Below are 13148 nucleotides of genomic sequence, written 5' to 3'. Positions count from 1 at the left end.
AAAGAAGAAAGAGAATCGGACATAGAATAAAGACGAGTAAGCTAATTAGTTTGTTCGTCTTTTTTTATTGGAATAAAGTTCTTCAATAACGAGAAAAAAGTGGGTTTAGAGCAAAAAAAATAGACAAACAACTTTCTAGTCATTTGTCTATTCTTGATACTATTTATTTTATGTTCTTGTGAAAAAACTATTTTTCAGAAGCATATCTTCTTGAAACTTCAGTCCAATTGATAACATTGAAAAAAGCTTCAATATAATCAGGTCTTCTGTTTTGGTAATGTAAATAATAAGCATGTTCCCAGACATCCATTCCTAAAATTGGTGTTCCTCCACAACCAATTCCTGGCATTAAAGGATTGTCTTGATTAGGAGTTCCGCAAACATCTAACTTACCTCCTTTATGAACACATAACCAAGCCCATCCTGAACCAAATTGTGTTGCGCCTGCTTTGCTGAATTTAGCTTTAAATTCCTCAAAAGATCCAAAAGCAGCTTCAATTGCAGCAAGTAAATCTCCTGTTGGAAGTCCACCGCCATTTGGTGACATTACAGTCCAGAACAAGTTATGATTATAAAATCCTCCACCGTTATTACGTACAGCAGCGTTTTTCATATCAAGATTAATTAGAATGTTATCGATTGTTTTACCTTCCATATCTGTACCTGCTATAGCAGCATTAAGGTTGGTCGTATATGCGTTATGATGCTTTGAATGGTGGATTTCCATAGTGCGTGCATCAATATTAGGTTCTAATGCATCGTATGCATAAGGTAACTGAGGTAATTCAAAAGCCATGATATATTTGTTTAATGATTTATAAAATTTATTCAAATTTAAACATTTAACTTTGGAATTGGAAATTCTATTTAGTTATAATTTCATTAAAAAAATCTATTACCAAGAAGATATGTGTTTTTTTGTGTTTATTTTTCCTAAGAAAATGGATATTATTTAAATACATTAGTTGGGTATTTGATTCGATTTTAAGATTGTGCCATTGCTATGCAAACAATACTGATTTTTGCACCAGGAATTTTCAGCAATGCACGTGAACATGCTTCAAGTGTTGCGCCAGTTGTTATAACATCATCTATTAGTATAAAATGCTTGTTATGATATTTTTCTATAGTTGATACATCAAATACAGATTCAATTCCTTCTGTTCTACCTAGAAGGTTTTTCTTGGATTGTGTTTTGGAATAGACTTTTCGAATTAAAATGGAGTCGTTATACGCTATATTTAGTTCGTTAGATAATGCTAGCCCAAAAGTGGTGACTTGATTATAGCCTCTTTCACGAAGCTTCTTTTTATGTAACGGAACTGGAATAATTATATCTGCAGTTTGTAGGATAGTAATCTTTTTTAAATCATCGGCATACCAATTCCCTAATACAGTACCTATTTCTTCTTGTCCTTTGTATTTTAATTTATGAATTATTTCTTGTACGATTCCTTTTTTATGAAAATAGAGATGAGCCGACGCATATTCAATCGGAATTCTACCATAGAATTTTTTAAAAGCTTCATTTTCGGGGTTCAAATGATGGTTTGTTAAAGGGATATGATGTCTACAAAGGGTACAAATTGTATTTTCATTGGCAACTAATAAAGAATCACAACCAGCACACGCCTTAGGAAAGAATAGGTTTATAATGTTTTTGAACATACAAATAGTAATTTATTTATAAAAATATGAAAATCAATGCTTCAATCTTCATCAATTTTCTTTTTTTTAAGTTGACTTTTTATATTTTTGCATTACTATGGCAAAACAAGAAGATATATTTAAGAATGTAATTTCGCATGCAAAAGAATACGGATTTATTTTTCCGTCTAGCGAAATATACGATGGTTTAAGTGCAGTTTATGATTATGCACAAAACGGAGTGGAATTAAAAAAGAACATACGTGAATATTGGTGGAAATCAATGGTTCAGATGAATGATAACATTGTGGGATTAGATGCGTCAATATTAATGCATCCAACGACATGGAAAGCATCAGGACACGTGGACGCTTTTAATGACCCATTAATTGATAATAAAGATTCAAAAAGAAGATATAGAGCTGATGTTTTAATTGAAGATTATGCTGAAAAGCTGAATGTAAAAGCAATTAAAGAAGTCGAAAAAGCAAAAGTTCGTTTTGGTGATGCATTCAATGAAGAAGAATTTGTAGGTACAAATCCGAGAGTTGTTGAATACAAAACTAAAGAGAGAGAAATTCTGGAACGATTGGGACGCTCTTTAGGAAATGAAGATCTAGAAGATGTGAAAGCTTTAATTGAAGAGTTAGAGATTGCATGTCCAGAATCAGGTTCTCGAAATTGGACCGAAGTGCGTCAGTTTAATTTGATGTTTGGTACTAAATTAGGCGCATCAGCAGATACAGCTATGGACTTGTATTTACGTCCAGAAACGGCTCAAGGTATTTTTGTGAATTTCTTGAATGTTCAAAAATCAGGTAGAATGAAAGTTCCTTTTGGAATTGCACAAACTGGAAAGGCATTTAGAAATGAAATTGTTGCTAGACAATTTATTTTCCGCATGCGTGAATTTGAACAAATGGAAATGCAATTCTTTGTGCGCCCTGGAGACGAAATGCAGCATTATGAGTTTTGGAAAGATGCGCGTTTAAAATGGCATTTGTCTTTAGGTTTAGGAAAAGAAAATTATCGTTTTCATGATCATGAAAAATTAGCTCATTATGCAAATGCAGCGGCTGATATCGAATTTAATTTTCCTTTTGGTTTCAAAGAATTAGAAGGAATTCATTCTCGTACCGACTTCGACTTAAAAGCACACGAACAATTCTCAGGTAGAAAATTACAGTATTTTGATGCTGAATTAAATAAAAACTATGTCCCTTATGTGGTGGAAACCTCGGTGGGATTGGATAGAATGTTTTTAGCGGTTTTTGCAACTTCATTAAAAGAAGAAGTTTTAGAGGATGGATCAACTAGAACGGTCTTGAAATTACCATCTGTTTTAGCGCCTACAAAAGCAGCGGTTTTACCTTTAGTTAAAAAAGATGGCTTGCCAGAAATTGCTCATAAAATTATAGATGATCTAAAGTGGGATTTCCAAGTAACTTATGATGAAAAAGATGCAGTAGGTCGTCGTTATAGAAGACAAGATGCATTAGGTACGCCATTTTGTATTACTGTTGATCACCAGACAATCGAAGATGAAACGGTAACGATTCGTCATAGAGATACAATGAAACAAGATCGTGTTAAAATATCGGATCTGAACGAAATCATTGAAAATGAAGTTGCAATGAAAAACTGGTTAATGAAGATCTAATAACACTTATTATAGTGCATAAAAAAAGCTTTCCTATTGGAAAGCTTTTTTTATGCACTATAAATAAAAAGCGAAAAAAAAGACATTGTTCGTTTTCTTTCAGCCCCACTGAATATGCGCTTAATCGGATTTATTTGCAGTTCATCAAAATGTATTAACATTTATTTAAAATATGTTAACATTAGAGAGTTAAAATGCTGTAAACATGTATTTTTAAAATGTTAAATAACAATTTCTGAAGTAAAAATCGGTGATTTTATTTAAAATAGTTTCCCAAAACTACTATAATAAAGCTATTGTTTTTGATGTATTCTCTAGTTTAGAGTGTGTATTAATATACCTATAATTTAGGAAAAGCTATAGATGAACTATTCGTACATTATTATTGACGACAATCAAGAAAGTGTTTTGAAAACAAAAGCCATGGCTGATAGTTTTTCGGAGCTTGCTTTTGTAGCTACAGCCCATAACTATGAAGATGGTTTGAATCTTATATTAGAAAATACGCCAGACTTAGTTTTTCTAGAAATTGACCCAACTAATAAAAAAAGTAATTTATCCTTATCGCTTATTAATGAGTTGCATAGGTATTTAAAAGTGGTTCCCAAAATTATTGTTACCACTTCTAAAAAAGACTTAGCTTATGAAGCGATACAATATGAGGTAACGGATTACCTTTTAAAACCTTTAGCACGTATTGATTTTGTAAAATTTATTTTAAAATTAAACAAATCAAATACTGAAGCTGAAGTTCAAATTTTGAAGCCAACAGTTTCTACTGAAGAGCGACCAACCGTTTTTGTTCAGCATGAATCGACAAGTAAGGAAGAACCTCTCATATTGTGTATTAAGTCTTATGGTGATTACAGGTATATTGACGCTAGAGATATTTGTTATCTGCAAGCCGATAATAACTCTACTGATATACACTTAAATAATGGGGAGATGGTCACCGCTTTCAAAACATTAAAGCATTTTGAGGGGGTGTTAACCTATCCTTTTACAAGAATCCATAACAGTTATATTGTTAACAGCCACTACATTTCAAGAATCCATACGGGTAATTCATTGTGTTATATTAAAAACACGACTACAAAACTTCCGTTTTCTAAAACATATAAGGTAAATATTGACCTTATTATCTCTGAAATTTCTAACGGGAATTACCTTGAAATTTAAAAAATAGTCATTCACCCTAATTTGACTATCATTCACTATCAGACGATAGCATTCTACCATTGAGACTCTTTTTTGTAAGAAAAAATGGGATGTCCTGTGTATTTTTACATCGTGATACTGCTGATATGCAGGTCATTAAACAAGTAAACAATTTTAAAAACATAAAATCCCCAAATTATGAAAAAATCAATCTTAACAATCGCTTTATTCTCTTTAGTAATGGTATTAACATCATTTACTACACCAGAAACAAATAATGTAGATATTATTGGCGGAAATGCTACTGGCGGAAATGTAAAAGTAGATATTATTGGCGGAAATGCTACTGGTGGAAATGTAAAAGTAGATATTATTGGCGGGAATGCTACTGGCGGGAACGTAAAAGTAGATATTATCGGCGGGAATGCTACTGGCGGAAACGTAAAAGTAGATATCATTGGTGGGAACGCTACTGGTGGGAACGTAAAAGTGGACTAAATATTAAAATATTTTAAATTATATTAAAGGCTATCAATTATTTGATAGCCTTTTTTTATGTCAATAGTTTTATTTTACTATTTTTGGTGAAACTCATTAGTGGATATTGAAAATTAAATACTACATACTTTTTTTTATTTTTTTTGTTTTTTTTGGGTGCTCCAATAAGAAAACAGAAAGTATAATTGTAACTTCTTCAGAAGATAGTCTTTCTACTTATTTTTCATTAGCCAACAATTTTAGTTTGGCCAAAGAGAAGAGGTTATTGTTTACTCAAAAAGCATTTAACATTGTTGTAAATCAGGAGGAAGATTCTATTAATAGAGTGAACCTTTTTAAAGTGGCCAATCGTTATTATAACATAAACAAATGGGGAGAGTTCAATAAAACAGTCCATTTAGTCTTGGAGAAATCAGAAAAGGCTAAGGATACATTAAATGTAATAAAGGCCTACACGTATTTGGGTGATTATTATGAGTCACAAGCAATTTTAGACAGTTCTTTTCAGTTTTATTATAAAGCAGAAAAAATGTACGAAAAACTAGGGGATAATTTAAACTTAGGTAAGATACTCATAAATAAAGCAAATTTACAGTTTAAAGCAGGGGATTATTTTGGGTCTGAAAAATCAGTTTTCAGTGTTTTACGAATAACTAAGGACAAGAAACAATTTAATAATATTTTGTATGATGCTTATAATCTTTTAGGAATCATATATAGTGAGCTTGGTGAATATGAAAATGCAATTACTTATCTTAATAAAGCATTGTTAATTAGTGATGACGAAATAATACCTGCGGTATTTCAGTCAAAAGCGACTACTTATAATAATATTGGATTTCTGTATCTCAATTCTGGAAAATACTTACTTGCTAAAGAATATTTTCAAAAAGGATTAAAACAACCCAATCTAAAATTACAAAAGCCATACGTATATACTATGTTATTGGATAATTTAGCCTATTCTAAATTTAAGATGGGAGAAAATGATGGGCTTCCTGAACTTTTTTATCAATCTTTGAAAATTAGAGACAGTCTTCAATTAACAGCTGGGATATTTATCAATAAAATCCATTTAGCTGAATATTTTGCTTCTAAAAATAATAAAGTGAAAGCGTTGCAATATTCCAAAGAAGCTTTGTCACTTGCTCAAAGCACTAATATTTCAAGGGATATTTTAGTTGCGCTTAAACTAATGGCTGTGATTGAACCTGAAAAAGCTTCAATTTATACAAAAGAATACATTCAAGTAAATGAAAACTTGCAAAAATCAGAACGCAGTATGGGGGATAAATTTTCACGTATTGAATTTGAAACAGACAAGATAAAGGATGAAAACAGTAGTTTAGCGGATCAAAACAGGAATTTAGTTTATGTTTTTAGTTTCATCACCATTTTAGGATTGTTTTTATATATCATCAAAGCGCAAAAAACCAAGAATAGAGAATTGTTGTACAAACAACAGCAACAAAAAGCAAATGAGGATATTTATAACTTAATGATCTCGCAGCAAAATACGATTGAGACCAACAGGGTAAAAGAGAAAAAACGCGTTGCTCAAGAATTACATGATGGGGTTTTAGGGAGAATGTTTGGGGTGCGAATGAATTTAGATGGTCTAAATAGGTTTAATGATGATATGGCTATTGAACAAAGAATTAGTTATTTATCGGAATTAAAAAATATTGAGCAGGATATTCGTGAAATTTCTCATGACTTAAATAGAGAAAAATCGGAATTAATTAATAACTTCGTAGCAATTGTTGATAATTTATTTGAAAAACAACGTAATACTTTTAAGCCCAGATTGATTTCTAATATTGATAGAAATATTAAATGGGAATTATTAGTAAATGCTGTAAAAATCAATTTATATAGAATCATTCAGGAATCACTTCAAAATATTAATAAATATGCCAACGCTGAAAATATTAATATTGAGCTGAGAAAACAAGGCGATAATTTAGTATTAACGGTAACAGATGATGGCATTGGATTTAATGCCAGAGTTAAAAAAAAGGGAATTGGAATGCAAAATATGTTATCTCGAACTAAAGAATGTAATGGGATATTTAATGTAAAATCCAAAAAAGGAGAAGGCGCAATTATTACTGTTATAGTTCCATTAGAACAAATACAAATACCATCATAGAAATGACAACCGAATCTACTTTAATGCTAAAAGTAAAAAAAAACATATTAATAGTTGACGATCATCCGTTCATTATACAGGGATATAAAAATGCTATAACTAGGTATGATGCTGATAATTATGAGTTTTTTATAACAGAGGCAAAAGATTGTGAGTCAGCTTATCATGTTATTACTAATCCTGAATCGGCTATTTTTGATATCGCTTTTTTAGATATCAGTATGCCTTCGTATGAAGAACAAAATCTTTATTCGGGTGAGGATTTGGCAAAATTGATTTTAGAGAACATGCCAAATTGTAAAATAATTTTGTTGACTATGTTTACTGAGTTTTTAAAGATTAAAACAATCATAAGTAATATAAATCCAAAGGGGTTAGTAATTAAAAATGATTTAACCTTTGATGAACTTTTATTTGCTTTTGATAAAGTGATCAAAAATGAATTTTATTACAGTAAATCTGTTTTAGAGATGTTAGAATCGCATGAAAATGACATCGAAATAGATTTATTTGATAAGCAAATTCTTTTCCATTTGTCAAAAGGAACTAAAGCAAAAGACATTCCTCAATACATTCCAATTTCGTTAAACGCAATTGAAGCGCGAAAATTAAATCTCAAGGAATTATTAAAAGTAACTGATGGAAGTGATATCGAATTGGTTCGGGAAGCTAGAAAAATCGGTTTGTTATTTTAATATTGGAAATTACATAAAAAAAAGCGACACCTAATGATGTCGCTTTTTTTTATTCTTTTATGGCATCCCAACCTCTAGCCTTTAGAGGAATTCGAGTATTTGCTCTTGTCACTAAATGGATTCCTTCACTTTCTTGAACCATGTGTCCAATAATAGAGAAATTTGGATTTGCTTTTATTTTATCAAAATCTTCCATAGCAATAGTGAAAAGCAATTCATAATCCTCACCACCATTTATAGCAACTGTGGTGCTGTCAATATTGAATTCTTCACAAACACTGATGAACTGTGGATCAAGAGGAAGTTTATCTTCATATAAATTACAACCCACTTTAGATTGTTTACATAAATGCATAATTTCTGATGATAACCCATCAGAGATATCAATCATTGAAGTAGGTTTTATTTCTAAAGCATGTAATAAAGTTCTAATGTCTTTACGGGCTTCCGGTTTTAATTGACGCTCAATTATATAAGTATAAGAATCTAGATCTGGTTGTGAATTAGGATTTACTTGAAAAACTTGTTTCTCTCTCTCTAAAACTTGTAGTCCCATGTACGCAGCTCCAATATCACCAGACACAACTAGTAAATCGCTTTGTTTTGCTCCATTTCTATAAACAATTTCATCTTCATTGGCTTCGCCAATAGCAGTTATGCTTATAATTAATCCTTTTTGAGAAGAGGTTGTGTCGCCGCCTATTACATCTACTTTGTATTCATTGGCTGCATGAGTAATCCCTTCAAATAATTCTTCTAAAGCTTCCAATGGGAAACGATTGGATACAGCTACAGAAACTGTTATTTGAGTTGCTTTGGCATTCATTGCACAGATATCCGAAATATTTACCACAACTGCTTTATATCCCAAATGTTTTAATGGCATATATGCTAAGTCAAAATGAACTCCTTCTATTAATAAATCGGTAGAAACCACCACTTTTTTATCCTTGAAATCAAGAACAGCAGCATCGTCACCAATTCCTTTTAGGGTGGATGCTTGGTTGATTTCGAAGTTTTTTGTCAAATGATCTATCAATCCAAATTCTCCTAATTGAGCTATACTAGTACGTTGCGGGTTTTTATCTTCAATCATTATCTTTATTTTAAAGATGCAAAGGTACAAAGTTGTAACCCTTTAATGAGATAAAGTAGAAGAGATTTTAGAATTGCCTTTATGAATATAATTTTTTTTCGCATCTTTAAGAATAATTAAAAAAGTTTACAATGAAATCATTTGATATAATTACACTAACAGTAAACCCCGCTTTGGATAAAAGCGCTCATTTTTCGGGATTAGTTCCTGAACAAAAAATAAGATGTGAAGCACCCCTTTATGATGCAGGTGGAGGGGGAATAAACGTTTCTAAAGCGATATCTCGTTTAGAAGGGAGCTCTTTAGCGGTAATGGCTTCTGGCGGTCCGTCAGGCGAAATTATTAAAGAAATTCTAAATAAAGAGTCAATTTCGTTTCGAGCTATTGAAACTAAAAATTGGACAAGAGAAAGTTTTGTTGCAGTTGATGATAATACCAATTCGCAATACCGTTTTAATTTTCCTGGAACTGCAGTTACGGAAACTGAAAAAAATGAAATTATCCAAGTTGTAGAAGGACTTGAATTTAAATTTCTCGTTTTAAGTGGAAGTTTAAGGGAGGGGTTACCTATTGACTTTTACCAAAAAATGGCCGAAATCGCAAAAAAAACAAATTCAAAACTCATTGTTGATACCGCTGGTGAAGCTTTAGAAAAAGTATTAGAAACTGGCGCTTATTTAATTAAACCCAATGTAGGAGAATTAGCAAAATTGATTGGAGTGGAACGCCTCGAAATGGAGGAAGTAAACGAAGCTGCCAAAAAAATCATTGCTAAAGGCGGTGCGGAAATTGTTGTAGTTTCTCTTGGTCCTCAGGGTGCAGTTTTAGTCACTAAAGATGTGTATGAATATGTTCCCGCTCCTAATGTTGCTAAGAAAAGTACTGTTGGTGCTGGAGACAGTATGGTAGGAGGAATGGTTTGGGCATTGTCTCAAAATAAAAGCTTGAAAGAAGTAATTCGTTGGGGAGTAGCTTGCGGTTCAGCAGCAACTATGAACGAAGGAACACAGCTGTTTAAATTAGAAGATGCGAAACGATTGTTCGTGTGGTTGCAGGATAAATAATGCTCTATAAAAACCCTGATAATTTTTACATCATCAGGGTTCATTTATAATTTAAAATTCAGAATTTAAAATAATTTTTAATCATTCAATTTCAATACAGCCATAAACGCTTCTTGTGGAATCTCAACATTTCCTACCAATCTCATACGTTTTTTACCTTTCTTTTGTTTTTCAAGTAACTTACGTTTACGAGAAATATCTCCACCATAACATTTGGCAGTTACATCTTTACGCAAAGCTTTAATGGTTTCACGAGAAATTACTTTCACTCCAATCGCCGCTTGAACAGGAATGTCAAACTGTTGACGCGGAATCAATTCTTTCAATTTTTCACACATTTTTTTACCAATAGAATAAGCATTATCAACGTGCATCAAGGAAGATAAAGCATCCACAATAGTAGCATTCAATAAAATATCTACTTTAACCAAGTTGGAAGTTCTCATTCCAATAGGTGTATAATCAAATGAAGCATATCCTTTAGAAACTGTTTTCAATCGGTCGTAAAAATCAAATACTATCTCTGCTAACGGCATATCAAATGTCAACTCTACTCTTTCTGTAGTCAAATACGTTTGATTGGTAATCAATCCGCGTTTTTCAATACACAAACTCATTACGTTACCTACATAATCTGCTTTAGTAATGATTGTAGCTTTGATAAAAGGCTCTTCAACATGGTCCAAGCGAGAAGGCTCAGGCAAGTCGGAAGGATTGTTTACAATAAGTACAGTTGTTGGATCTTTCTTAGTAAACGCATGGTACGAAACATTGGGAACAGTAGTGATTACTGTCATGTTAAACTCACGTTCTAGACGTTCCTGGATAATTTCCATGTGTAACATTCCTAAGAATCCACAACGGAAACCAAAACCTAATGCTGCTGAACTTTCCGGTAAAAATACGAGTGAAGCATCATTCAACTGAAGTTTCTCCATTGAGTTTCTCAACTCCTCATAATCCTCAGTGTCTACAGGATAAATTCCAGCAAAAACCATTGGTTTTACATCCTCAAAACCTGTAATTATATTTGTTGTTGGATTTTTCGCATCCGTCAATGTATCTCCTACTTTTACTTCTTTGGCTTCTTTAATTCCAGAAATTAAATACCCAACATCACCAGCTGAAATCACTTGTTTTGGAACCTGGTTTAATTTTAAAGTACCAATTTCATCTGCAAAATATTCATTGCCAGTAGCCATGAATTTAATTTTTTGACCTTTCTTTATTTGTCCATTTTTCACACGGAAAATAACTTCAATACCTCTAAAAGGATTGTAATGAGAGTCGAAAATCAATGCCTGTAATGGTTCGTCAACATTTCCTGATGGAGGTGGAATTTTCTCAATAATTGCAGCCAAAATATTTTCGACACCAAAACCTGTTTTTCCCGAAGCATGAATAATATCTTCCAATTTACATCCAAGTAAATCAATAATATCGTCACTTACCTCTTCTGGGTTCGCACTCGGTAAATCCACTTTATTTAAAACTGGAATAATTTCCAAGTCATTCTCTAAAGCTAAGTATAAATTTGAAATCGTTTGTGCTTGAATACTTTGTGCAGCATCAACAATCAAAAGCGCACCTTCACAAGCAGCGATTGATCTCGAAACTTCATAAGAAAAATCGACGTGTCCCGGAGTATCAATCAAGTTCAAGATGTATTCTTGTCCTTTGTAGGTATACTCCATTTGTATGGCGTGACTTTTTATGGTAATCCCGCGTTCGCGTTCCAAGTCCATGTTGTCAAGCAATTGTGCTTTTTCTTGACGAGCGGTTACTGTTTGTGTAGCACCAAGTAAACGGTCAGCAAGTGTACTTTTCCCGTGATCAATATGTGCAATAATGCAAAAATTCCTTATATGTTTCATCTTCTATTTATGTCAATTTTTTAGGGCGTGACCACAAGGGTCGGGTTATTCGTTTCAATCTTTTCCTTTAAAAAAAGGAAAAGGATTTCCACTGCTACCCCTCACGCGAAAGCGTCGAACAACGACAATTAATCTGCAAATATACGCTAAAATCAATAGCTTCAAAGCCTAGAATTAGTAAACTAATAGGTTAAGTTAGAAGTCTTTTCGATAACTACTTTCTGCGATTCATCTAAATGTTGTAATTTTGCACAAAATTAAACGAAGATGATTAAGATTGGCAACATAGAATTACCAGATTTCCCTTTACTTCTCGCTCCTATGGAGGACGTGAGTGACCCACCTTATCGTAGGTTGTGTAAAATGCATGGTGCCGATTTGATGTACTCTGAGTTTATTTCTTCTGAAGGTTTAATTCGTGACGCAATCAAAAGCCGAATGAAATTAGACATCTTCGACTACGAACGCCCCGTTGGAATCCAGATTTTTGGAGGTGATGAGGAAGCGATGGCTTTGTCTTCTAAAATTGTTTCAACTGTAAATCCAGATCTAATTGATATCAATTATGGTTGTCCAGTTAAGAAAGTGGTTTGTAAAGGTGCAGGTGCCGGAGTCTTAAAAGATGTGGATTTAATGATACGCTTGACGAAAGCCGTTATTGACAGTACTCATTTACCAGTAACGGTAAAAACGCGTTTGGGTTGGGATGACAATTCGATTAATATAGATGAGGTGGCAGAGCGTTTGCAAGATATTGGTGTTGCTGCTTTAAGCATTCATGCTAGAACTCGTGCCCAAATGTATAAAGGCCATTCGGACTGGTCGCACATCGCCCGAGTAAAAAACAACCCTAGAATCACCATGCCTATTTTTGGTAACGGAGATATCGACAGCCCAGAAAAAGCATTGCAATATAAAAATGAATACGGTATCGACGGAATTATGATTGGTCGTGCCGCGATTGGGTATCCTTGGATTTTCAACGAAATCAAACATTACTTCAAAACGGGAGAACATTTAGCTAAACCTACAGTTGCTGATAGAGTAGAAGCCGTGCGCAATCACTTAACCTGGGCAATGGAATGGAAAGGAGAGCGATTAGGAATTGTTGAAACCCGTCCTCATTATACTAATTACTTTAAAGGAATTCACTCTTTTAAACCCTTCAAACAACAATTAGTTACACAAGATAATCCTGCCGAATTGTTTGCTATTTTAAATAACATAGAGCAAGCATATGCTGGTTATGAAGTGGTGTAGAAATTTTTGACAAAATAGTTAAACACGAATTCCACTAATTTACA

At 32.9% G+C, this 13148-nt stretch carries 11 protein-coding genes; 7 read left to right on the top strand and 4 right to left on the bottom strand.

Annotated features, from left to right (window positions below; translation table 11 throughout):
- Positions 1–187 precede the first annotated feature (187 nt).
- Together AB3G39_RS01465 and AB3G39_RS01460 are read right to left on the bottom strand one after the other, a co-directional pair.
- Positions 188–796, bottom strand: a complete 609-nt coding sequence (locus AB3G39_RS01465; protein WP_367773011.1) for a superoxide dismutase — start codon at positions 794–796, stop codon at positions 188–190.
- 188 nt (positions 797–984) lie between these two features.
- Complete coding sequence (locus AB3G39_RS01460) at positions 985–1668, bottom strand: ComF family protein (protein ID WP_367773012.1); 684 nt, start codon at positions 1666–1668, stop codon at positions 985–987.
- A 97-nt stretch (positions 1669–1765) separates the two neighbouring features.
- Here AB3G39_RS01460 and AB3G39_RS01455 point away from each other — a divergent pair, with 97 nt between their 5' ends.
- The 5 genes from AB3G39_RS01455 (at position 1766) to AB3G39_RS01435 (ending at position 7810) form a co-directional block, all read left to right on the top strand.
- Positions 1766–3307, top strand: a complete 1542-nt coding sequence (locus tag AB3G39_RS01455) for a glycine--tRNA ligase (protein ID WP_369765845.1) — start codon at positions 1766–1768, stop codon at positions 3305–3307.
- A gap of 363 nt (positions 3308–3670) precedes the next feature.
- Positions 3671–4486, top strand: a complete 816-nt coding sequence (locus AB3G39_RS01450; RefSeq protein WP_369765844.1) for a LytR/AlgR family response regulator transcription factor — start codon at positions 3671–3673, stop codon at positions 4484–4486.
- 177 nt (positions 4487–4663) lie between these two features.
- Positions 4664–4963 (top strand): 3-oxoacyl-ACP reductase, encoded by a 300-nt coding sequence (locus AB3G39_RS01445; RefSeq protein WP_369765843.1) that lies wholly within the window; start codon positions 4664–4666, stop codon positions 4961–4963.
- A 106-nt stretch (positions 4964–5069) separates the two neighbouring features.
- Positions 5070–7115 carry a tetratricopeptide repeat protein gene (locus AB3G39_RS01440; RefSeq protein WP_369765842.1) on the top strand — a complete coding sequence of 682 codons (2046 nt, stop codon included), beginning with the start codon at positions 5070–5072 and terminating at the stop codon, positions 7113–7115.
- A 2-nt stretch (positions 7116–7117) separates the two neighbouring features.
- Positions 7118–7810, top strand: coding sequence for a response regulator (locus AB3G39_RS01435; RefSeq protein ID WP_369765841.1), 693 nt, complete (start codon positions 7118–7120; stop codon positions 7808–7810).
- Between the two features lie 49 nt (positions 7811–7859).
- Here AB3G39_RS01435 and thiL read toward each other — a convergent pair whose 3' ends face one another.
- The gene (gene thiL / locus AB3G39_RS01430; protein ID WP_369765840.1) at positions 7860–8906 is read right to left on the bottom strand and encodes a thiamine-phosphate kinase; all 1047 of its coding nucleotides are present in this window, start codon (positions 8904–8906) and stop codon (positions 7860–7862) included.
- 131 nt (positions 8907–9037) lie between these two features.
- Here thiL and AB3G39_RS01425 point away from each other — a divergent pair, with 131 nt between their 5' ends.
- The gene (locus AB3G39_RS01425; RefSeq protein ID WP_369765839.1) at positions 9038–9970 is read left to right on the top strand and encodes a 1-phosphofructokinase family hexose kinase; all 933 of its coding nucleotides are present in this window, start codon (positions 9038–9040) and stop codon (positions 9968–9970) included.
- 77 nt (positions 9971–10047) lie between these two features.
- On the opposite strand, the gene lepA is transcribed toward AB3G39_RS01425, so the two are convergent.
- A complete protein-coding gene (lepA, locus tag AB3G39_RS01420; RefSeq protein ID WP_367756547.1) occupies positions 10048–11844 on the bottom strand; it encodes a translation elongation factor 4 in 1797 nt (598 codons plus the stop codon).
- A 267-nt stretch (positions 11845–12111) separates the two neighbouring features.
- Between lepA and dusB the strand changes: the two genes are divergently transcribed.
- Positions 12112–13104 carry a tRNA dihydrouridine synthase DusB gene (gene dusB / locus AB3G39_RS01415; RefSeq protein WP_367756549.1) on the top strand — a complete coding sequence of 331 codons (993 nt, stop codon included), beginning with the start codon at positions 12112–12114 and terminating at the stop codon, positions 13102–13104.
- Positions 13105–13148: the final 44 nt, after the last annotated feature.

It is taken from the genome of Flavobacterium sp. WC2416 (genome assembly GCF_041200095.1).
Classification (GTDB): domain Bacteria; phylum Bacteroidota; class Bacteroidia; order Flavobacteriales; family Flavobacteriaceae; genus Flavobacterium.
The sequence above is the reverse complement of the archived record's forward strand: the minus strand, read 5'-3'. Positions and strand labels throughout refer to the sequence as shown.